We start from the raw sequence: 20,906 nt of genomic DNA, 5'->3' as shown, positions 1-20,906 counted from the left end.
AACCGGACCGCCGCGCCCTTTTCTGCGCCCTATCCCTAGCGGAACGACACGACGGTGACGCCGAAGCCGCCCTCCCCTTCGCCTCCGAGGCGAAAGTCTTTGACGTACTTCAGCCGGGAGCAGAGCGCGTGGACCTCCCGGCGCAGGATGCCCTCACCCCGCCCGTGGATGACCGTGACGCTCGTGTGGTTGGCGCGGTAGGCGCGGTCCAGGTAGCCTTCCACCAAGGGCATGGCCGTCCCCACGTCCATGCCCCGCACCATGATGGAGCTGGGGACCGTCTCCGCCCGGGACATGGCCTCGGCGTTGGGAGGCGGCACGGCGACCCTGGCCTTCTTCTCCGTCGGGGCCAGCTGCTCCAGGGGGACCTCCACGCGCATGGGACCCGCCATCAGCGCTGCGCGGCCGTTCTTCACGGACTCCACCACGCCCACGATGCCGCTGCCCGCCACCTGGACCGTGACGCCCGGCTCCACGGAAAAGGACGCGGGACGGCTCGCGATCTCCCGCTCCACGCGCCTGTCGCGGCGCCGGTCGATGCCGCTCCGTATCCTCCGTATCTCCTGCCGGCGCCCCTCCAGCCCCTGACTTGCCCTCATCTTCACCGTCTCCTCCAGGTCGCGGATCATGCCTTTCGACGCCGCCTCCGCTCGGCTAAGCAGCTGCTCCGCCCGGCGGTCCGCCGCCTCCATGATGCTGTCCCGCTGGCCGTCGATCTCCCGCACCCGGTCCTGATAGGCCTGCCGCAGGCGCTCCGTCTCCCGAACGGTCTCCTGGAAGCTCCGCTCCGCCTGGTCCAGCGCCGCCCGCCGCTCCACCAGCTCCCCCATCAACTCCTCCGCCGAGACCCCGCGGGCTGCCAGCTCTCCCTGAGCCCGATTCAGGACCTCCTCCGGCATCCCGTAGCGACGGGCGATGGCCAGGGCGTTGCTCTTGCCGGGAACGCCCATGAGGAGCCGGTAGGTCGGGGCCAGGCGCTCCGCGTCGAACTCCATGCTGGCCGTCTCCACTCCGGGCGTCGTCAGGGCATACTGCTTGATGGGGTTGTGGTGCGTGGTAGCCAGGGTCGTGCAGCCGCGGCCCCGCAGGGTCTCCAGGATGGCCGTCCCCAGGGCCGCCCCCTCCTGGGGGTCCGTCCCCGCCCCCAGCTCGTCCAGCAGCACGACGGACTGGCGCGTGGCGTCCCGCAGGATGCCCACGATCTTCCTCAGGTGGGCGCTGAAGGTGGAGAGGTTCTGCTCGATGCTCTGCTCGTCGCCGATGTCGGCGAAGACGGCGTCGAAGCTGCCGATCCGGGTGCCGTCCCGGGCGGGTACCGGCAGACCGCACCAGGCCATCAGCAGGAGCACCCCCACGGTCTTGAGGACCACCGTCTTGCCTCCCGTGTTGGGCCCGGTCACCACCAGGGTGGAGAACCCCTCGTCCTCCCCGCAGGACACGTCCACGGGCACGGCCGCGTCCTTCAGCATGGGGTGCCGCGCCCCCACCAGGCGAAGGCCGCGCTTCCGGCTCAGCGCCGGGACGATCCAGCCCCGACCGCGCACCAGCCCGTCGCAGGCCGTCATCAGGTCCAGCTCCCCCAGCACGCGCTCCGCCGCGTCCAGGGCCCCTGCGCGGGCCAGGACCTTCCGCGTCAGGTCCAGCAGGATCAGCTGTTCCTCGTCGCGCTCCTCGTGGGTCCGCATCAGGAGGCCGTTGTTGATGGAGGAGAGCATCCGGGGCTCCATGTAGACGGAGTTTCCGGAGCTGGAGCGCTCCACGGCAAGCCCGGGGAAGCGGTTGACGTACTCCTGCCGCACCAGGAGCAGGAAGCGCCCGTCCCGCCAGGCCAACGTCCGCTCCTGGAGCATGTTCAGGACGTTGGGGTCGTTCAGCAGCCGCTCCGCCGTGCGCCGCCCGGACCGCTTCAGGGATTCGAGCGCCTCCCGGATCTGAGCCAGCTTCGGGCTGGCCCGGTCCGCCAGGCGCCCCGTGTCCTCCACCACGGAGAGGGCCTCGATCTCCGGGGCGAAGTCCCTCAGCCTTCGGCGCAGCGCCTCGAGGGCGGGGTTCGGGGCGTCCGCCAGGCCGTCCCGCACGCGCTTCGCCGCGCCCATCAGAGCGCGCACCATCAGGAGCTCGCCGCCCGACAGGATGCCGCTGCGCCTGGCCCCTTCGAAGAGGGGGGTGACGGCGGGCAGGTCCGCACTCCACTGGGGGGCCCCCTGGGCGTCCAGCAGGTCCTGCCACTCCTTCAGCAGGTCCGCGCGGCGGCTGAGGTGGGCGAAGTCCTCCGCCGGGGCCAGCCGATCGAGGGCGAGGGCCCCCAGCTCTCCCCCCAGCCGTTCCCTCAGGGGCGACAGGGCCTTGCGGAACTCCAGGAGCTCCAGGACGGAGGGGTCCGCGCGCATCAGTGGCTCACATCCGGCGAGGCGGGAACGGCCAGCACGTCCTCCGACCGAACCACCCCCTCGCCCTGCGAGGCCGGGGGCAGCGCCAGGGCGGAGACCCCGGCGGAGAGGGCCCCGGACCGCAGATTCTCGAGGTCCAGCAGTCCCTGCCCCTCGAGGAAGCGCACCGCAGGCGGCCAGGCTGCGGCCGCTATGCGCATGGCGCGGCTCTCCGCCATCCAGCCGGTGGGGACGACGGCGGAGAACATCGTCAGCAGGCCGTAGACGAAGAGGAGGACGCAGAAGGTCTTGACCGCGCCCATGGCGAGCCCCAGCACGTGGTCCGGCAGCGACAGGTTGGCCGCCGCGATCAGCATGGAGAAGAGCTCCGCCAGGGCGGCGAAGAGGATGGAGATCGCGAAGAAGATGGCGACGGCGCAGCCCAGCCCCGTCAGCCGAAGGTCCCAGGAGGGGAAGTGCCTCAGCACAAACTCCGCGGCGGGGCCCGACAGGGTCCAGGCGGCCACCGCGCTGACGACGGACCCAACGAGGCTCAGGACTTCGCCCAGGAAGCCGCGCAGCGCCCCGCGCACCAAGAAGAAGGCCAGGAGGCACGCAGCCAGCACGTCGACGATCAAAGCAAGACTCATGAAAATTTCTCCTTAAATTTCTGTGGTTTTGTATACCCGATCGGGGGCCGTCAGGCCTTTCCCGGCGCGCTGGCGTGCTCCACCCGATTGCGCCCGTTCCTCTTGGCGGTATAGAGCGCGTTGTCCGCACGCTCCACCAGGGTCTCCGGCGTGTCCTCCCGGTTCAGCTCGGCCACCCCCAGGGAGATCGTCACCTGCTTCCCCTCCCCAAGGCTGCGGGATCGGAACTCGCAGGTACTGCGGATGCGCTCGGCGATGGCGACGGCGGTCATCATGGACGCGCCGTCCAGGACGGCGCAGAACTCTTCCCCGCCGTAGCGCGCGGCAATGTCGTACTCCCGGAGGGAGCCCTTCAGTATCTCCGCTATCAGGATCAGCGCGCCGTCCCCCTCCTGATGGCCCCAGGTGTCGTTGAAGGCCTTGAAGTGGTCGATGTCCATCATGATGAAGGACAGGGGGCGGTTCATGGAACGGGCGTTCGCGATGCGCTCGGCCAGCGAGTACTTCAGGAAGGCGTGGTTGTACAGGCCCGTCATGGCGTCCCTCTGGCTGAGCTCCCGATAGTAGCTGCTCTGGGCCTGAAGCCGGGTGTAGTCGTGGAAGCGCGTCCGCGTCTCGTAGAGCGGGATGCAGGTGACGCCCAGCAGCAGGATCAGGAAGAGGACCATGCTGACCATGCCCATGAAGAAGGCCCCGCCCAGGGACAGGAAGGTGTAGCAGAAGAGGCCCATGAAGGACAGGATGAAGGCGAGGTTGACGGTGATGAAGGTCAGCAGGTAGAAGTCCCGCCGCCCCATGCGGTACATGTGGAACGCCAGGTTCAGGAAGCCCGCGACGTTGACCAGGAAGGCCAGGAGGATCGCCGTCAGGAGCAGGTCCGGCCGGTCCGTCTGGCTCAGCAGCGTCACGAAGAGGCCCAGCAGGACCTGCGCTCCCGTCATAGGGCTGCCTCCCCGGTCGCGCCCTCCGAGGGAGTAGAACACCGCGTGGTTGAGCATGGACCAGACGACGTTCAGGACGCCGTAGAAAAGCCAGGTGAGGAAGTAGGTCAGGCTCATCGGCAGGTCGAAGTAGAGGCCGGGGTAGCGGTTGAAGAACAGGATGAAGAAGAAGAACGCGACCTGCCCGACGATGGCGCTGCGGTAGAACGGGCTGCCCGTGGAGAGGTAGAACAGGAGGTAGGCCAGGATGAAGCCCAAAAGAGAGCAGATGAAGAGGGTGTGGAACGAGAAGGCCTCCATCTGCCGCGCCATGAACTGGTCCTGGTCCAGGATGTGCAGGTAGGCGTTCAGCGGCAGGGTGTTCCGGATGCGCAGGTAGACGTAGCGGCCCGGCCGTGCGTCAAAGAAACAGGGCATGAGGAAGACCGGGTGCGTGCTGCGGACAGCGCCGATCCCCTCAAGGGGCCTGCCGCTCCAGGAGGCCCAGAGCATGAGGCGGTCCGACGCCACCGGGTCCGGAACGAAACACTCCACCCGCGTGACCTGGACGGTGGACAGCATGGCCACCTGGCTGCGGCGCAGAAACGGCCCTCCGCCGTTCTGGACGAACTGCGCGACGGGGATCCGAAACCACCGCTCGCCGTTGAACGACGCCATCCGCATCATGCCGTCCTGCATGGGGACGAAAGCCTTCGACATCAGGGCCGCGACCCGGCGCGCCCTCCCCTCCGCCATCTCCCCGTCAAGCGACGGCAGCTCGGCGGACGCGGGCAGCTCCTCGATCGCCGCAAGGCGATACTGCCCCCAGTCCTCGCCCGCCTGGTACGCCATGCGCATCACGAACAAAAGGAAGACGACGATCAGAAGGAACCCAAACCACCATCGCAGCCTCTTCAACTTATCCCTGTCCTTTCCGCAGGCCGTTATCTGCATCAATAAAAAAGGCACACCAGGCAAAACGGGCGGACCATGCAGGACAGCCGCAGGGGACCTCCGCCGCAGATGGACCGTGACTAATAATGATACTTCCCACCCACAGAAATTTAAAGGGCCCGCCGATGGGCCAGGGGCCGGGAAAAAAGGCACCCGAAAGGCCATGAATAATGTATTTACACTATTTAAGCTCATCTGAGGGGTGAAAAAATAAGGCCGTTCAACCCATAAAACAATATCCCTTACTCCCGCCGCTTCAGGGCCCTGGGACACCCAACCGATGCGCCCATCGGGCAACGTGCGCAGGTCCTGTGCCCCGTGCTTCAAGGACGCTCCCCTTTCCATCCGCTCCCCTTCCCCTCGCACGGCGGCCGGACGCGGGAGCGAATGCCGGCGTTTGCCCGAAGCACGGCACCCGTGCAAACCCCTCACGAAAATGCTAGAATGATACTCATCCGCCCCAACAAAGCCCGGCGGAGGCTCCATCGGGCAGGCGAACAAACTGTGGGCGGTCGTTCAAAAAAGCGCTGGGCAGTCGTTCAAAGGCGCCGGGCGCTGGACGTCCGCCCCGGAGGCATATGGGGCGGGAAGGGTAAGTTCAATCGTTTTTTTAATCAGGAGGCGTTTTGCAGTGAAGAAATTTGCATTGGCGTGTCTTTGTGCTCTGCTCTTTGGAAGCTGTGCCTTTGGCGACGACAAGCCCCTGGTCGTGGGCTTCGCCCAGATCGGGGCGGAGAGCGGCTGGCGCACGGCGGAGACCGACTCCGTGCTCTCCGCAGCCAGGGAGATGGGGATCGACCTCAAGTTCAGCGACGCCCAGCAGAAGCAGGAAAACCAGATCAAGGCCATCCGTTCCTTCATCGCTCAGGGCGTGGACGGAATCCTTCTCGCGCCCGTCGTCGAGACCGGCTGGGAGCCCGTCCTGGGCGAGGCGAAGAAGGCCGGCATCCCCGTGATCCTCCTGGATCGCGGCATCGTCACGGACGACGACTCCCTTTACGTCTGCAAGATCACGTCGGACTTCGTCTTCGAGGGACGGGAGGCCGCCAAGTGGGTCGCCAAAGAATTGAACGGAAAGGGCAACGTGGTCCAGCTTCAGGGGACCCCCGGCGCCTCCGCCGCCCTGGAGCGGCAGAAGGGGTTCGAGGAGGAGCTCGCCCAGCACCCCGACATCAAGATCCTGGAGTCCCAGACCGGCGACTTCACGATGGAGCTCGGCAAGCAGGTCATGGAGGCGTTCCTGAAGAAGCACGGGAAGGATATCCAGGTGGTCTACGCCCACAACGACGACATGGGGCTGGGGGCCGTTCAGGCCATACGCGAGGCGGGATTCAAGCCCGGAACGGACATCAAGGTCATCACGATCGACGCGACCAGACACGCCTTTCAGGCGATGGTCGACGGGGACATCAACGCGGTCGTGGAGTGCAACCCGCTGCTTGGCCCCCTGGCCTTCGAAACCCTGAAGAAGGCCATCGCCGGCATGACGCTGGAGAAGTGGATCGTCCAGAAGGACGAGCTGTTCGAGATGGCCCAGGCCGCGGAGCTGATCGGGCTTCGCAAGTACTAGGGGAACACTTGAGACAGCGCTTCCCCGGCCCGGAGGGCTTCCGGAGCCTCCGCCCTTCCGGGGACGTGTCGGAGAGGGGTATTTTTTGGGGCAGGTGATATGAAGTGGTATCAGAAGGAGCCGTCCTGCTGGAGGCATCGAACGTCTGTCTCTCCTTTCCTGGAGTGAAGGCCCTCGACCACGTTGACTTCACGCTCCGGCGCGGGGAGGTCCACGCCCTCATGGGGCAGAACGGGGCTGGAAAATCGACCCTGATCAAGGTCCTCTCCGGCGTCTCTCGTCGCGATGAGGGGTCCCTGCGCTTCAAGGGTCGGGAGGTCGCCTTCGGGACGCCCCTCGACGCGCAGAGGGCCGGCATCGCGACGGTGCATCAGGAGGTCAACCTGATCCCCACGCTCTCCGTGGCCGAGAACCTCTTTCTCGGCGCGTTCCCCAGGCGGGGGCTCCACCGGATCGACTGGGCCAGGATGTTTCGGGAGTCGGAGGAGCTCCTGGCCCGGCTGAACCTTCGGATCGACGTGAGCGAACGACTGGAGAGCTACTCCATAGCGGTCTGGCAGCTCGTGGCCATCGCGCGCGCCCTTCGGATGTCCTCGGACGTCCTGATCCTCGACGAGCCGACGTCGAGCCTCGACGCGGAGGAGACGGCCCTCCTCTTTGACGTGATGCGGGACCTGAAGCGAAAGGGGCTGGGCATCCTCTTCGTCACCCACTTCCTGGAGCAGATGTACGAGGTCGCCGACCGCGTCACGGTGCTGCGCAACGGGTGTCGGGTCGGGGAGTACGAGGTCGCCGACCTGCCCCGCATCGACCTGGTCACGGCCATGGTGGGGCGGCAGGTGGAGGAGGGGACCGGGGCGCGCCGGACCGAAAAGGGCCGGGGAGGGGCCACTCCCTTCCTCGACGTTCGGGGAGCGGGCCGCAGCGGGGCGATCGAGCCGCTGGACCTCTCCATCGGCCGGGGGGAGGTCGTCGGCCTCGCCGGCCTCCTGGGGTCGGGCAGGAGCGAGGCGGCGCGGATGATCTTCGGGGCCGACCCGGCGGACCGCGGAGAGTTCCTCGTGGAGGGACGGCGGGAGAGGATCGCCTCCCCCGCCGACGCGATCGCCCTGGGGTTCGGCTTCTGTCCGGAGGACCGGAAGGCGGACGGGATCGTCGGCAAGCTCTCGGTCCGGGAGAACATCATCCTGGTGCTGCAGACGAGCCGCGGCTGGATCAGGCTCCTGAGGCGCGCCGAGCAGGAGCGGATCGCGGACCGATTCATCCAGGCGCTGCAGATCAAGACCCCCGGCGCCGAACAGGCGGTCGAGAAGCTCTCCGGAGGGAACCAGCAGAAGGTCGTCATCGCCCGCTGGCTGGCCTCGAACCTGAGGCTCCTGATCCTCGACGAGCCGACCCGCGGCATCGACGTCGCGGCGAAGTTCGAGATCCAGAAGCTGATCCTGTCCCTGGCGGACGACGGCCTGGCCGTGCTCTTCATCTCCTCGGAGCTGGACGAGACGGTCCGCTGCTGCGAGCGCGTCGCCGTCCTTCGGGACCGGCGCAAGGTGGAGGAGCTGTCGAACGCCGACGTCAACCGGGAGAGGATCCTGCAGGCCATCGCCAACGCCTGAGGAAGCGCCCTGCCTTGCAGGCAGGCCATTGATTGATTGAAGCTTGAAGGGAGAGTCGTCGTGCTGAAGCCATTGGGGAACCGAACGTCGCGGCCCTACCTCTGGGCCCTGTCGTTCTGGCTCCTGCTCCTGATCTTCAACCTGTTCTTCACGGAGAACTTCTGGACCATCGAGGTCCGGGACGGGCACCTCTACGGCAGCCTCCTGGACGTCCTACGTCGAGCGGCGCCCACGGTCCTGCTCTCCATGGGGATGACCCTGGTCGTCGCCACGGGAGGCATCGACCTCTCCGTGGGGGCCGTCATCGCCATCGCGGGGTCGGCGGCCGCCCTTTTGGCCCGCGCCCACTGCCCCCTGCTCCTGGTCGTCGCCGCTCCGCTGGCCCTTGCGGCCGTCGCTGGGCTCTGGAACGGGCTCCTCGTGACGCGCCTCGGCATCCAGCCCTTCGTGGCGACGCTGATCCTCATGGTGTCGGGGCGCGGCATCGCCCAGCTGCTCTGCGGGGGGCAGATCGTCCGCTTCTCGTACCCCGCCTTCGAGTTCCTCTCGTCGGGGTTCCTCCTGGGCCTCCCGTTCTCCCTCTACGTGACCGCGCTCCTCTGCATCGGGTCGGGCCTCGCAGCGCGCAGGACGGCCCTCGGGCTCTTCGTCGAGGCGATCGGGGTCAACCCCTCCGCCAGCCGCTACGCGGGCGTCAACGCCTCGGCGGTCAAGGTTCTCGTCTACGTCCTCTCGGCCCTCTGCGCGGGCGTCGCCGGCCTGCTCCTGACGACGGAGATCCGGGCGGCGGACGCCAACAACGTCGGCCTGAACCTGGAGCTGGACGCGATCCTGGCCACGGTCATCGGGGGGACGCCGATGACCGGCGGACGATTCTGCCTCCTGGGCTCCATCATCGGAGCGCTCATCATCCAGACCCTGACCACGACGATCCTCGCCCAGGGCGTGCTCCGGCCGGCGACGCTGGTGGTCAAAGCGCTGGTCGTCATCCTGATCAGCCTCATGCAGTCACCTTCGGTGCGCGCCGGCATGGCGCGGATGAGGGCCGCGCTGTGAGGCCCCTTTGCGGACGGAGGCCGGGACGGCTGAGGGTCCGCCACATCCCGCTGCTGGCCACCCTGTCGGTCTTCCTGCTACTCTTTACGGCGGCCTCCCTGCGGTTTCCCGGCTTCTTCTCCCTGAGGGTGTTCGTGAACCTCCTCATCGACAACGCCTTCCTGGGCGTCATCGCGGTGGGCATGACGTTCGTCATCCTGTCGGGCGGCATCGACCTCTCCGTGGGGTCCGTCGTGGCCTGCACCGGGGTCCTGATGGCCAGGCTCGTGTCCGTCCACGGGCTGAACCCCTTCCTCGTGATGGGGCTCGTCCTCGTCCTCGGCACGGCCTTCGGGGCCCTGATGGGCGTCCTGATCGCCTGCTGCGACCTCCCGCCCTTCATCGTGACCCTGGGCGGCATGTTCTTCCTGCGCGGCGCCGCCCAGATGATCAGCCTGGAGTCCATCCCGCTGAAGTCCCCGCCCCTGGCGGCGATGGCCTCCTTCGGCATCCCCCTGACGGAGCGGGTTGACCTGCCCTTCGTGGCGCTCGTCTTCCTGGGGGTCGCCGCGGCCGCCACCTGGGTCGCCCAATCGACGGCCTTCGGCAGGAACGTCTACGCGATAGGGGGCGGCGAGACCTCGGCCGCCATGATGGGGCTACCCGTCCGCTCCTGCAAGGTTCAGGTGTACGCCCTGTCCGGCTTCTTCGCCTCGCTGGGAGGAATCCTGTACAGCCTCTACACGTTTTCGGGCTACGCCCTGGCCGGCATCGGGCTCGAGCTGGACGCCATCGCCTCGGTCGTGATCGGGGGCACGCTCCTGTCGGGCGGGGTCGGCTATCTCCCCGGCACCATCGTCGGGGTCCTGATCCAAGGGGTGATCCAGTCGTTCATCAGCTTCGAGGGAACCCTCAATTCCTGGTGGACGAAGATCGTGGTGGGGGCGCTCCTCTTCCTGTTCATCCTCCTCCAGACCTGGGTGGTGCGGTCGGCGCGCTTCGCCGTCCCCGCCACGAAGAGCCCTCCGGAGGCCGCCAGGTAGAGCGACCTCCGGAGGATCGGCCTCAACTTTTGGGGATCGGGACCGTCCAGCCGAAGGGGTCGGGCCGGCTGCCCCACTGGAGGCCCGTCAGCTCGTCGTAGAGCCTTCGGGAGGTGGGGCCGATCTCCGTGCCGTTGACGACGTAGCTCTTCCCCCCGTAGGACAGCTCTCCGATGGGGGAGATCACGGCCGCGGTGCCCGTGCCCCAGGCCTCCTCCAGCGTCCCGTCCTCCGCGGCCCGCGTCAGCTCGTCGACGCCGACCTTCCGCTCCTCCACCGCCATGCCCCAGCTCCGCATCATCTCGATGCAGGACTTTCGCGTGATACCCGGAAGGATGGACCCGTCGGCCAGGGAGGGGGTGACGACCCGTTCCCCGATCTTGAACATGACGTTCATCGCGCCGACCTCCTCCACGTACCTGCGCTCCACGCCGTCGAGCCACAACACCTGAGCGTAGCCCTTCTCCATGGCCCGATCCCCCGCCCGGTTGCTCGCCGCGTAGTTCCCTCCGCACTTCGTGTAGCCCGTGCCGCCCCGCACCGCCCGGACGTCCTCCGTCTCGATCATGATTCGGACGGGCTTCAGGCCGTCGGGGAAGTAGCTGCCCACCGGCGACAGGATGATGGCGAACGTCGCCCGGTGAATGCCGTGCAGCGCCAGCGCGGGGTCCGTCGCGAAGACGAAGGGGCGGATGTAGAGCGACGTGCCGGGGTCCGACGGCACCCAGGACTGATCCGTCCTGACGATCTCCCTGATGGCCTCCACCGTGTCCTCCGGGTTCAGCCGAGGCAGGCCGATGCGCTCGCAGGAGAGGTTGAGGCGCAAGGCGTTCTCCATGGGCCGAAACAGCTGCACGACGCCGTCAGCGCGGCGGTAGGCCTTCAGCCCTTCAAAGACCTCCGCGCCGTAGTGGAGGACGCTGGCCGCGGGCGACAGGACGATGGGGCCGAAGGGGACGATGCGCGGCCCGTGCCACCCCTCCGCGTCGCCGTAGTCCATCAAAAACATGTGGTCCGTAAAGACGGTCCCCCAGCCCAGCTCCTTCGTCGGGGGCAGCTTCCCCGGACGCTCGTTCCTCGTAAACGCAATCCTCATCGTCATGACCTCCAGACCAACGACGGCCCCCGGCCGCTAGCGGACCTCCAGCGCGTGCGCCATGTTCGCGCGCACGTCGTCGCAGCAACCCTTGAACTCCGCCAACTCCTCCGCCGACATGGGGACCTCCACCACCTGCTCCGCGCCGCCTGCACCCACCACGGCGGGCACGCCAATGAAGATCCCGCTCTCCCCGTACTCGCCCTCGAGGCGCGTCGTGACGGGCAGGATCTGCTTCTCGTCCAGCAGGACGACACTCGCCATGCGCGCCGCCGTGGAGCAGATGCCGTACTCGGTGCACTGCTTGCCGCTGAACACCACCCAGCCCGCGTCCCGTGCCTCCTTGCGGATGGCCTCGCGGTCGAAGCGGAAGCGCTCGTCCGTCCTCTCCCACTCCGCGAGGGGCCTGCCGCCGAAGGACACCGAGGACCAGGGCACCATCTGGGACGCGCCGTGCTCCCCCATGACGTAGGCGCAGATGGACTTGTGGTCCACCCCCGTCTGACGCGCCAGGGCGGACCGCAGGCGCGCGGTGTCGAGGCCCGTTCCCGTGCCGAACACGCGGCCCCGCGGCAGCCCCGACAGCTCCGCGAAGCGCCAGGCCACCACGTCGCAGGGGTTCGTGACGTTGATCACGACCCCGTCAAAACCGGACTCCATGACCCGATCCACGTAGCCGTTGACGGCCCGGATGGTGAAGTCCATCTCCTCGAGACGGCTCTTGTTGCCCGTGGCCAGCAGTTGGATGTGCCCCGCGCTGTTCACCAGCACGTCGCAGTCCTTCAGGTCCGGGAAGTCCCCGGAGCGCACCTCGACGCGGTGCGGCAGGTAACAGACGGAGTCCATAACGTCCTGGGCCTCGCAGTCCGCCTTCTTCCTCTCCCGGTCCACCAGGATGATCTCGTCCGCGATGCCCTGCACCGCAAGGCTGTAGGCGACGTGCGCCCCAACATGCCCAATGCCGATGATGCCGACCGTCCTCTTCTTCCCCTGCATACTCGATTCACTCCCCGTCCGTCCAAAAAGCCAACGCCGGTTGACTTAAGAAGCTGCCGCACGTCCCCGAACCCATCCGGGGGCGGCGGCACCGATAAGACCATGCCGCCGTCCCCGCGTGGGGAACCAGCCGGCGCGTTCAGCGCCTTTCTCTCTCGCTGCGCCCGAGGGTCAGGACCATTCGGAGCAACGCCCCTCCGTTCTTCGCCACGGCCGTCCAGACTGCTGCGACCAGGAACACGAACGCCCCCAGGCTCAGCAGGAGCCTCCCATACTTTCTCGGGTTGCTGTCGAAGTACTGCAGCATCCGGTCCGCGTACGCCGACCGAACCTCCTCCTCCGGGACGCCGCGCGCGGCGGCCTGCAGCGAAAAGTACGTCTCGACGCGCGTCCCCTCGTAGGGAGAGACCAAGACGAAGAACTCGGTGGCCGGTCCCTCCTTCCGCCTGTGGAGGCTCTTGACCAGGACCAGCTTGTCCTCCATCCGGATCGTGTAGAAGTACGACGCGCTGTTCTTCTTGTCCCTTGGGAAGTGCACGCCCGTATCCTCCAGCGCAGCGGTGACGCGCGCGTACTTCGCCTTCGTGGCGTTCAGGACCTTCAGGTCGACGATTTCGGGGATGCCGTGGGACGCCACATCCCAGCAGATGACCCCGCCTGCAAAGATCACAGCGAGCCCCACGATGAACGAAAAGGCCTGCAACGCCATCAAGAGTTTCCTGACCACTGAAAACACCCACCCATCTTCAAAATATAGATCGCAAAACCCTTTCGCGCCGAGACGCCCCCTCCCCGCGCGCTTTGACGACGCTCCCACCTCGTCTCAGGTGCCATCGGTCCATTATATAGTATTTTCGCCCCCGACCCGACGCCCCGCGCCCCGTGCCGGCGCCCTTTTGAATTCAACCGGCGCTTCCCGATGATATAATACGTGGAATTCCGGGCGGGACGCCCGGCGGATCTTCGACGGACGGGAGTTTTCGATCATGACCAACGAGGACAGAGGGGCCGCGCGACGCGCGCTCTCCGACACGCTGCCGGTCGTCGCCGGCTACATCGTCCTGGGGGCCGGGTTCGGCGTGCTGCTCAGCACGAGGGGGTACGGTGCGCTGTGGGCCCTGGCCATGGGGCTCGTCGTCTACTCCGGCTCCATGCAGTTCGTGGACCTCGAACTGATGGCGGGGGGCGCGTCCCTTCCGACGACGGCCCTCACCGCCCTCATGGTCAGCGCCCGCCACCTCTTCTACGGCATCTCCATGGTGGACCGCTACCGGGGCGCGGGCTGGAGGAAGCCCTACCTGATCTACGCCCTGACGGACGAGACGTGGTCCCTGGCGTGCAGCGCGGAAGACCAGCCCGGCTTTCGCCGCTACTGCTTCCTCGTGTCGCTGTTCAACCACGCGGCTTGGCTCACCGGCACGACGCTGGGCGCCCTCCTGGGGCCCTTCATCCCCTTCGACACGAAAGGGATCGACTTCGCCCTCACCGCGCTCTTCGTGACCCTCTGCGTCGAGCAGCAGCTGACCGCCCGCCGCCGTTCCCCCGCCCTCGTGGGCCTCGCGTCGTCCCTCGTCTGCCTGGCGGCCTTCGGCCCGGACCATTTTCTGATCCCGACGATGCTCTCCATCTCAGCGGCCCTGCTGCTCCTGCGCGGGAGGCTGGAGGAAGGCGATGACTGAGCTGTTTTGCGGCCCCCACGCGCACGACGCCCTCATCGTCCTCGTCAGCGGCGCCGTGACGCTGGCGCTGAGGTTCCTGCCCTTCCTCACCTTCGGGCGCAGGACGCCCGCCATCGTCGCGTACCTGGGACGGGTCCTGCCCGGAGCCATCATGCCCATGCTGGCGGTCTACTGCCTTCGGAACGTAAACCTGACCGCCGCGCCCTACGGCGCGCCGGAGTTCCTCGCCTGCGCCGTGGCCGCCCTCCTGCACGTCCGGCTGCGCAGCCTGCTCCTCAGCGTCCTCTGCGGCACGGCCTGCTACATGCTCCTGGTGCAGACGGCGTTCTAGCGGCGCCAGCCCGGCCGCCGACATCTAAAAGCGCAGCACGCGCCCGGCCCGCTCGCCCGTGAGGCGTCCCCGGTGCGCCGCCAGCCGTCCGGCAACCCACACGGACTCGATGCCGACCGGAGGGTCCGTGGGGTGCTCGTAGTCGTTGCCGTCCGCGATGGTTCCGGGGTCGAAGAGCACCATGTCCGCGTCCATGCCCGGCCGCAGGAGGCCCTTGCGCGTCAGCCCAAGCCGCGACGCGGGCAGGGACGTCATCCTGCGGACTCCCTCTTCCATGGAAAACAGCTTCAGGTCCCGCGCGTAGCGCCCCAGGACCCGGGGGAAGGTCCCGCAATAGCGCGGGTGGACGAACTCACCCCGAAGCGCGATGCCGCCATCGGACCCCACCATCACCAGCGGGTTCACCATGACGTTCCGAACGTCCTGCTCCGTCATCGTGAAGTAGACGCCCTGATCGCACCCCCGATTCTTCAAAATGACCTCCAGCAGCGCGTCCACTGCGTCGGTCCCCATGTCCTTCGCCACGGCCTCCAGGTTCATCCCCGTGTACTGCGGCGTCCCGGGCAGCTGTCCGAGGACGATCCCCCGCGGCCCGTCCCCGTGCTCCATGCACTTCTGCCAGCGCTCGGACGCGGCCATCTCGTCGTGCAGCGGCCTGCGGCGCACGGGGTCCGACAGGAGCTCCACGATGCCCGCCACGCCGCCCTCGTGCACCCACTTCGGCATGAGCGAGCGCATGGTGGAGCTGGCGGCCGTGTAAGGGTACTGGTCCACCGTGACGTCGATGCCCTCCGCTCTGGCCCTCTCGATGATGCCGAAGAGGTGTGCCGCCATGCCGGGCCGGTCCCCTTCCCGCGCCTTGAGGTGCACCACCTGGACGGGGATGCGGTTCACCCGCCCCACGTTGATGGTGGCCTCCACGCACTCCGGCGACCTGTCGGCCTGATTTCGCATGTGGGAGAGGTAGAGCCCCCGGCGCTTCGCGAGGCCGCCCGCCACGAACTCCAGCTCCGCGTCCGAGGAGTAGATCCCCGGCGGGTAGGCCAGGCCGCTGGTCAGCCCGAACGCCCCCTCCTCCATGCCCTGCTCCACCAGCTCCCGCATCCGGCACAGCTCGTCCTGCGACGGCTCGCGGCTCGCAAAGCCCATGACGCACAGGCGTACCGTCCCCTGACCGATGAAAGAGCCCACGTTGATCCCCAGAGGAAGCTCCTCCAGGCGCGACAGCCACTGGCCAAAGCTCTGCCAGTCCCACTTCAGCTTCCGGCCGGACCGCGTCACCCCCGCATACTCGTCAAGCTGGAGCACCCGCTCCGGGACGATGGGAGCCGGGCTGATGCCGCACTGCCCCATGACGATCGTCGTCACCCCCTGCAGCAGGAGGTTCTCTCCCTCCGGGTGCAGAGGCAGGACGAAATCCGCGTGACTGTGAATGTCGATGAAGCCAGGGGCCAGCATCCCGTCCCCTGCGTCCACCTCCGTCACACCGCCGCAGGGCGCCACGTTCCGCCCCACTTCCGCGATGACCCCGTCCCGGACGCGTACCCCGCCCCGATACCACGCGCTCCCACTCCCGTCGCAGATCCGGGCGTTCGTTACGACAAAGTCCGACATGCAATCCCATCCTTCAGTAAAACAACATAATTACAAAGACGACAAACTCCACCATCGCAAGGTTCATTATTTCACGAATAAAAAAATCGCTCAAGTCAAAACGCTCCCCTTATGGTAAGATAAGTGCGTTTTTCCTTGCAGGATGACACGTTTCAAGTTTTTTCTTTAAAGTAATGAAAGGATTTTGCACAAAGCTGCGCATTTACGAAAGGCCTGCAGGACGGTTTCGTCTGCCGCAACGCACGACGCTCAACGGATCCGGTTTTGAATCGAGGTCCGAGCCGATCTTTCTCAAGGAGGGTTCCTGGTGTTAAAGTACACGCTGCGCCGACTTCTGATGCTCATTCCCGTGCTTGCGGGAGTCGCGCTGATCGTCTTCACGCTCCTCTACATCACCCCCGGCGACCCCGCCCGAATGGCCCTGGGCGAGGACGCGCCCGCGGAGGCGGTGGAGCAGTTCCGCATCAACTACGGCTTGAACGACCCCTTTTTCGTCCAATTCGGCCGCTACTGTTACAAGGCCGCCCTTCAAGGCGACATCGGGCGCTCCTACGTGACGAAGGCCCCCGTCAGCGAGGAGCTGATGGCCCGGTTCCCCATCACGCTGAAGCTGGCCTTCTGGGCCGTGGTCCTGGGCGTGGCCCTGGGACTTCCCTTCGGAATCATCTGCGCCATCCGGCAGTACTCCTTCTTCGACTCCATCACGATGGTCCTCGCCCTGATCGGCGTCGCCATGCCGAACTTCTGGCTGGGCGTGCTCCTCATCCTGCTCTTCTCCGTCAAGCTGGAGTGGCTGCCGCCGTCCGGCTTCAACACCTTCGCCGAGATGATCATGCCGGTGTTCACGCTCTCCGGCGGCACGCTGGCCGTCATCACCCGCATGACGCGCTCCAGCATGCTGGAGGTCATCCGCTCCGACTACATCCGCACGGCCCGCGCCAAGGGACAGAAGGAGTCCGTCATCATCTGGCGGCACGCACTGCCCAACGCCCTGATCCCCATCCTGACCATCATCGGGATGCAGTTCGGCAGCCTCCTGGGCGGCGCCATCCTGACCGAGACGGTGTTCTCCATTCCCGGCATCGGCCGTTTGGTGGTGGAGTCCATCAAGATGCGCGACTTCCCGGTCGTCCAGGGAGGCGTGCTCTACATCGCCGTCGTGTACTGCATCATGAATCTCGTCGTAGACCTTCTCTACGCCTGGGTTGACCCCAGAATCAAGGCCAAATACCGCTAGGGGGAAAGTGAAGAGATGATCCTGAAGAAGAACAGTATGCTGCGGCTGACGCTGATCCGCCTGCGGCGCAACAAGCTGGCCATGATCGGCCTGGCGGTCCTGATCCTGCTGATCCTCGTCGCCGTCTTTGCAGACTACGTGGCGCCCTTCAAGTACTCGCGTCAGAACCTGCGCGAGGTGCTTCAGTACCCCAACGCCAAGCACCTCCTGGGGACCGACGAATTCGGGCGCGACGTCCTGAGCCGCCTGATCTACGGCGCGCGCGTGTCCCTGCAGGTGGGGCTGGTGTCCGTCTCCATCGCCCTGGTGCTGGGCGGCGCCCTGGGTGCCATCGCGGGCTACTACGGAGGCTGGCTGGACAACCTCCTGATGCGCCTGATGGACGTGCAGCTGGCCATCCCCTCCACGCTCCTGGCCATCGCCATCGCCGCGGCCCTGGGCCCCGGCCTCTTCAACCTGATGATCGCCGTGGGCATCTCGTCGGTGCCGCGTTTCTCGCGCCTCCTGCGGGCCTCCGTGCTCTCGGTGAAGGAGATGGAGTTCATCGAGGCCGCCAGAGCCATGGGCGCCAGCGACTTCCGCATCATCCTGCTGCACATCCTGCCCAACTGCTGCGCTCCGCTCATCGTCCAGGCGACGTTGAGCGTGGCCGGCGCCATCCTCTCCTCCGCCGCCCTGAGCTTCATCGGCCTGGGCATCCAGCCGCCGTTCCCGGAGTGGGGCGGCATGTTGTCCAGCGCTCGCGGCTACCTGCGCGGCAGCGCCTACCTCAGCATGTTTCCGGGCATCGCCATCGTCGTCACCATCATCGCCCTGAACTTCCTGGGCGACGGCCTGCGGGACGCCATGGACCCCAAGCTGAAGCGCTGACGGGAGGGGAACGACGATGAACGGCAACGATCTGCTCCTCGACGTCCGCGACCTGTCCGTCCAGTTCGACACGGACTCCGGCGTGGTGCACGCCGTCAACCACCTCAACCTCCAGCTCCGGGAGGGACACGCCTTGGGCTTCGTGGGCGAGACGGGGGCCGGCAAGACCACCACGGCCCTGGCCATCCTCCAGCTCATCCAGTCGCCCCCCGGCGAGGTCACGGGCGGCGAGATCCTGTTCAAGGGGCAGGACGTCCGAAAGATGACGGACGCGGAGCGGCGCCACATGCGCGGCAGCCAGATCGCCATGATCTTCCAGGACCCCATGACCTCCCTGAACCCCATCATGACCGTCGAGGAGCAGATCATGGAGATGATCTCCCTGCACACGGACCTGAAGGGGCGGGAGGTCCGGGACCGCGCCTACGAGATGCTGGGGCTCGTGGGGATCCGCACGGAGCGGGCCAAGGACTACCCCCACCAGTTCTCCGGCGGGATGCGCCAGCGCGTGGGCATCGCCATCGCCCTGGCCTGCCGGCCGAGTCTGCTCATCGCGGACGAGCCCACCACGGCCCTGGACGTCACCATTCAGGCGCAGGTGCTGGAGCTGATCAAGGACCTCCAGCAGAAGGTGAAGACCTCCATGCTGCTGATCACCCACGACCTCGGCATCGTGGCGGAGACCTGCGACAGCGTCGCCATCATGTACGCGGGGCGCCTCGTGGAGTACGCGGACCTGCGTCAGCTCTACGGGAACCCGCTGCACCCCTACACCCACGGGCTCTTTGACGCCGTGCCCGACCTGGACACCCCCCTCGGCCAGAAGCTAGCGGTGGTCCCAGGCCTCCCGCCCGACCCGACGAACCTGCCCGCGGGATGCAGCTTCTCTCCGCGCTGCTCCCAGGCCCAGCCCGTCTGCTTCGAGAGGGCCTGCGGCATGGTCGAGGTGGAAAAGGGGCATTTCGTCGATTGTCACTTTCCGAAGAAGATCGAGGGAGGAGCCAGGCTATGAGCGGCGCAAAGGCTGCCCCGGAGACGTTTCTCGATATCCGGGGACTCAAAAAATACTTCAGCGTACACGGAGGCCTGCTCCACGCCGTGGACGACGTTTCGCTTTCCATCGCCAGGGGCTGCACCCTGGGGCTGGTGGGCGAGTCCGGCTGCGGGAAGTCCACCCTGGGGCGCGTCGTCATCGGCCTGATCGAGGCCACGGACGGCGAGGTGCTCTTCGACGGCCAGGACTCCCTCAAGTTCACGGGGGCGAAGCGCAGCGAGTTTCGCCGCAGGGCCCAGATCGTCTTTCAGGACCCCTTCTCGTCCCTGAACCCGCGCATGTCGGTGTCGCAGCTCATCGCGGAGCCTCTCGTCATCAACCGGGCCTGCCCCCACCGGGAGCTGGACGCCCGCGTCAAAAAACTGATGGACACCGTGGGGCTGGCCTCACGCCTCATCACCTCCTTTCCCCACGAGCTGGACGGCGGACGGCGGCAGCGGATCGGCATCGCCAGAGCCCTGGCCCTGGACCCGGACTTCATCGTCCTGGACGAGCCCGTCTCGGCGCTGGACGTCTGCATTCAGGCCCAGGTGCTGAACCTTCTGGAGGAGCTGAAGAAGGAGAGGGGCTACACCTACCTCTTCATCTCCCACAACCTGAGCGTGGTGCGCTACGTCTCCGACGAGGTGGCCGTGATGTACCTGGGACAGGTCGTGGAGAAGGCGGACAACACCACCCTGTTCAAGAACCCCGTCCACCCCTACACGCAGGCGCTGCTCTCCGCCGTGCCGACGGCGCGCCTCAGCGGGCGCCGCCAGAGGATCATCCTGGAGGGCGACGTGCCGAGCCCCATCAACCCGCCCGGCTCCTGCCGCTTCATGGGGCGCTGCGCCTACCGTCAGGACGAGTGCCTGGAGGGGACGCCGCCCCTGACGGAGTACGAGCCGGGGCACTTCGTGGCCTGCCGCTTCGCCGGGCGTCTGACCCGGAGCCGATCTTCATGAGCGGGGAACGGACCGAAGGCTCCCCTCCCTCACGGCTGCGCTGGTACGTCGGCGTGCCGCTGGGGACGAACCCCCTGATCCTGCTGGACCTCTCCATCCTGCTGACCGTCGGCTGGTCCGTGAGCTGGCTCTCCCTCCTGGCGCTTCAGGCGGGGTTCGGAGGCTACGTGGACGCCTCCCACGTCAAGGGGGCCGCCTTGGTGTCGGGCTACCTGGTCCTGGCTTTTCTGGGGCTGTTCGGGGTCGTCTGCTTCGTCGTCATGAGGAACCGCTACGCGGCGCTCTACCGCTTCGACGAGGAGGACGCCTTCTGCGACAACATGAGGTGCAGCCCCCGCGCCGCGGACGGGCGGCGCCTGCACTTCACGGGCTACCCCATCGATCCGGTCCTGGAGGTCATCCGCAGCACAGAGCGCCGCGCCCGATGGGAGGACGTGACGACGGTGCAGCCCATGGACGCGATGCGGGTCCTCCTCCTGAGGGGCCGTCGGGGCGTGCTGATGCGGGTCTACTGCCCGGACGACGCCACCTACGACCAGGCGCTGCTCTACGCGGAGACGCACCGGAAGAAGACCGATGCCAGTTCGCGTTAAAAAAACGCTCAGGGCTCCTGGCGCCCCTGTGAGGGCTGCCCCGAAGGGGCTGAGGGGTTATCGTTGAGTGTGAAAGGCGACCCCTCCGGCCCTTCGGGCCACCTCCCCTTGCAGGGGAGGCGAAAACGAAGCGGCGCGTTTTCAGGCCCCCCTGGAAGGGGGGCTGTCGAGCCCTGAAGGGGCGAGACTGAGGGGTTATTTTGGGGAGTGTGAGCCTGAGGACCAACCCCTCCGGTTCGCTGGCGCGAACCACCTCCCCTTGCAGGGGAGGCGAACCGCGTTGTCAGACGCGATTGGGCATGAATGACGCGGCGCCCTTTAACGATGGATCATAGGGC

The 20,906-nt window shown here is 66.9% G+C and carries 18 protein-coding genes; 11 read left to right on the top strand and 7 right to left on the bottom strand.

Annotated elements, in window-relative coordinates:
* Nucleotides 1–35: 35 nt before the first annotated feature.
* Genes ACK28C_RS04970 through ACK28C_RS04960 form a run of 3 tightly spaced genes read right to left on the bottom strand, consistent with a single transcriptional unit; the run spans nt 36 to nt 4,857 of the window.
* On the bottom strand, nt 36–2,390 hold the full coding sequence (locus tag ACK28C_RS04970; RefSeq protein ID WP_015556845.1) for an endonuclease MutS2: 2,355 nt from the start codon (nt 2,388–2,390) through the stop codon (nt 36–38).
* Nucleotides 2,390–3,019, bottom strand: a complete 630-nt coding sequence (locus tag ACK28C_RS04965) for a CvpA family protein (protein ID WP_208873552.1) — start codon at nt 3,017–3,019, stop codon at nt 2,390–2,392. Before ACK28C_RS04965 ends, ACK28C_RS04970 begins: the two co-directional genes overlap by 1 nt.
* A 50-nt stretch (nt 3,020–3,069) precedes the next feature.
* Nucleotides 3,070–4,857, bottom strand: a complete 1,788-nt coding sequence (locus tag ACK28C_RS04960; protein WP_208873554.1) for a GGDEF domain-containing protein — start codon at nt 4,855–4,857, stop codon at nt 3,070–3,072.
* 667 nt (nt 4,858–5,524) lie between these two features.
* Between ACK28C_RS04960 and ACK28C_RS04955 the strand changes: the two genes are divergently transcribed.
* From ACK28C_RS04955 to yjfF, 4 genes are all read left to right on the top strand, one after another.
* On the top strand, nt 5,525–6,463 hold the full coding sequence (locus tag ACK28C_RS04955) for an ABC transporter substrate-binding protein (RefSeq protein ID WP_208873556.1): 939 nt from the start codon (nt 5,525–5,527) through the stop codon (nt 6,461–6,463).
* A 104-nt stretch (nt 6,464–6,567) separates the two neighbouring features.
* Nucleotides 6,568–8,076 carry a sugar ABC transporter ATP-binding protein gene (locus tag ACK28C_RS04950; protein ID WP_208873557.1) on the top strand — a complete coding sequence of 503 codons (1,509 nt, stop codon included), beginning with the start codon at nt 6,568–6,570 and terminating at the stop codon, nt 8,074–8,076.
* A gap of 60 nt (nt 8,077–8,136) precedes the next feature.
* The gene (locus ACK28C_RS04945; RefSeq protein ID WP_208873559.1) at nt 8,137–9,132 is read left to right on the top strand and encodes an ABC transporter permease; all 996 of its coding nucleotides are present in this window, start codon (nt 8,137–8,139) and stop codon (nt 9,130–9,132) included.
* Nucleotides 9,129–10,154: a galactofuranose ABC transporter, permease protein YjfF gene (gene yjfF, locus ACK28C_RS04940; protein WP_208873561.1), complete on the top strand. Its 1,026-nt coding sequence runs from the start codon at nt 9,129–9,131 to the stop codon at nt 10,152–10,154. Before ACK28C_RS04945 ends, yjfF begins: the two co-directional genes overlap by 4 nt.
* Before the next feature lie 22 nt (nt 10,155–10,176).
* Here the strand turns inward: yjfF and ACK28C_RS04935 are convergent, their stop codons facing one another.
* The 3 genes from ACK28C_RS04935 to ACK28C_RS04925 all read right to left on the bottom strand — a co-directional run bounded on the left by ACK28C_RS04935 (nt 10,177) and on the right by ACK28C_RS04925 (nt 12,973).
* Nucleotides 10,177–11,250 (bottom strand): branched-chain amino acid aminotransferase, encoded by a 1,074-nt coding sequence (locus ACK28C_RS04935; RefSeq protein WP_015556846.1) that lies wholly within the window; start codon nt 11,248–11,250, stop codon nt 10,177–10,179.
* A 36-nt stretch (nt 11,251–11,286) separates the two neighbouring features.
* Nucleotides 11,287–12,246 carry an L-lactate dehydrogenase gene (locus ACK28C_RS04930; protein ID WP_015556847.1) on the bottom strand — a complete coding sequence of 320 codons (960 nt, stop codon included), beginning with the start codon at nt 12,244–12,246 and terminating at the stop codon, nt 11,287–11,289.
* 139 nt (nt 12,247–12,385) lie between these two features.
* A complete protein-coding gene (locus ACK28C_RS04925; protein ID WP_409152537.1) occupies nt 12,386–12,973 on the bottom strand; it encodes a hypothetical protein in 588 nt (195 codons plus the stop codon).
* A 259-nt stretch (nt 12,974–13,232) separates the two neighbouring features.
* Between ACK28C_RS04925 and ACK28C_RS04920 the strand changes: the two genes are divergently transcribed.
* Nucleotides 13,233–13,925 carry an AzlC family ABC transporter permease gene (locus ACK28C_RS04920; RefSeq protein ID WP_015556848.1) on the top strand — a complete coding sequence of 231 codons (693 nt, stop codon included), beginning with the start codon at nt 13,233–13,235 and terminating at the stop codon, nt 13,923–13,925.
* On the top strand, nt 13,918–14,256 hold the full coding sequence (locus ACK28C_RS04915) for a branched-chain amino acid transporter permease (protein ID WP_015556849.1): 339 nt from the start codon (nt 13,918–13,920) through the stop codon (nt 14,254–14,256). The genes ACK28C_RS04920 and ACK28C_RS04915 overlap by 8 nt, the downstream gene beginning before the upstream one ends.
* 24 nt (nt 14,257–14,280) lie before the next feature.
* Here ACK28C_RS04915 and ACK28C_RS04910 read toward each other — a convergent pair whose 3' ends face one another.
* Nucleotides 14,281–15,870: an amidohydrolase family protein gene (locus ACK28C_RS04910; RefSeq protein ID WP_015556850.1), complete on the bottom strand. Its 1,590-nt coding sequence runs from the start codon at nt 15,868–15,870 to the stop codon at nt 14,281–14,283.
* A 307-nt stretch (nt 15,871–16,177) separates the two neighbouring features.
* On the opposite strand from ACK28C_RS04910, the gene nikB reads away from it, so the two are divergent.
* The 5 genes from nikB to ACK28C_RS04885 are packed head-to-tail and all read left to right on the top strand — an operon-like array spanning nt 16,178 to nt 20,568.
* Nucleotides 16,178–17,107, top strand: coding sequence for a nickel ABC transporter permease (gene nikB, locus ACK28C_RS04905; protein ID WP_208873565.1), 930 nt, complete (start codon nt 16,178–16,180; stop codon nt 17,105–17,107).
* Nucleotides 17,108–17,122: 15 nt separating this feature from the next.
* Nucleotides 17,123–17,977: an ABC transporter permease gene (locus tag ACK28C_RS04900; RefSeq protein WP_015556851.1), complete on the top strand. Its 855-nt coding sequence runs from the start codon at nt 17,123–17,125 to the stop codon at nt 17,975–17,977.
* Between the two features lie 16 nt (nt 17,978–17,993).
* Nucleotides 17,994–18,989 (top strand): ABC transporter ATP-binding protein, encoded by a 996-nt coding sequence (locus ACK28C_RS04895; RefSeq protein WP_015556852.1) that lies wholly within the window; start codon nt 17,994–17,996, stop codon nt 18,987–18,989.
* Entirely contained in the window at nt 18,986–19,975 is a 990-nt protein-coding gene (locus ACK28C_RS04890) for an ABC transporter ATP-binding protein (RefSeq protein WP_409152536.1), read from the top strand. The genes ACK28C_RS04895 and ACK28C_RS04890 overlap by 4 nt, the downstream gene beginning before the upstream one ends.
* Nucleotides 19,972–20,568: a hypothetical protein gene (locus tag ACK28C_RS04885; RefSeq protein WP_015556854.1), complete on the top strand. Its 597-nt coding sequence runs from the start codon at nt 19,972–19,974 to the stop codon at nt 20,566–20,568. The genes ACK28C_RS04890 and ACK28C_RS04885 overlap by 4 nt, the downstream gene beginning before the upstream one ends.
* Nucleotides 20,569–20,906: the final 338 nt, after the last annotated feature.

The sequence above is a fragment of the Fretibacterium fastidiosum genome (assembly GCF_964642095.1).
Taxonomy (GTDB): Bacteria; Synergistota; Synergistia; order Synergistales; family Aminobacteriaceae; genus Fretibacterium; species Fretibacterium fastidiosum.
This window is presented reverse-complemented; position numbering and strand designations above follow the sequence as displayed.

What these genes read in the sequence shown, in the direction of transcription:
- ACK28C_RS04970 (WP_015556845.1), bottom strand. Translation starts at nt 2,390, where the DNA reads ATGCGCGCGGACCCCTCCGTCCTGGAGCTCCTGGAGTTCCGCAAGGCC.
- ACK28C_RS04965 (WP_208873552.1), bottom strand. Translation starts at nt 3,019, where the DNA reads ATGAGTCTTGCTTTGATCGTCGACGTGCTGGCTGCGTGCCTCCTGGCC.
- ACK28C_RS04935 (WP_015556846.1), bottom strand. Translation starts at nt 11,250, where the DNA reads ATGAGGATTGCGTTTACGAGGAACGAGCGTCCGGGGAAGCTGCCCCCG.
- ACK28C_RS04930 (WP_015556847.1), bottom strand. Translation starts at nt 12,246, where the DNA reads ATGCAGGGGAAGAAGAGGACGGTCGGCATCATCGGCATTGGGCATGTT.
- ACK28C_RS04920 (WP_015556848.1), top strand. Translation starts at nt 13,233, where the DNA reads ATGACCAACGAGGACAGAGGGGCCGCGCGACGCGCGCTCTCCGACACG.
- ACK28C_RS04915 (WP_015556849.1), top strand. Translation starts at nt 13,918, where the DNA reads ATGACTGAGCTGTTTTGCGGCCCCCACGCGCACGACGCCCTCATCGTC.
- ACK28C_RS04910 (WP_015556850.1), bottom strand. Translation starts at nt 15,870, where the DNA reads ATGTCGGACTTTGTCGTAACGAACGCCCGGATCTGCGACGGGAGTGGG.
- ACK28C_RS04900 (WP_015556851.1), top strand. Translation starts at nt 17,123, where the DNA reads ATGATCCTGAAGAAGAACAGTATGCTGCGGCTGACGCTGATCCGCCTG.
- ACK28C_RS04895 (WP_015556852.1), top strand. Translation starts at nt 17,994, where the DNA reads ATGAACGGCAACGATCTGCTCCTCGACGTCCGCGACCTGTCCGTCCAG.
- ACK28C_RS04890 (WP_409152536.1), top strand. Translation starts at nt 18,986, where the DNA reads ATGAGCGGCGCAAAGGCTGCCCCGGAGACGTTTCTCGATATCCGGGGA.
- ACK28C_RS04885 (WP_015556854.1), top strand. Translation starts at nt 19,972, where the DNA reads ATGAGCGGGGAACGGACCGAAGGCTCCCCTCCCTCACGGCTGCGCTGG.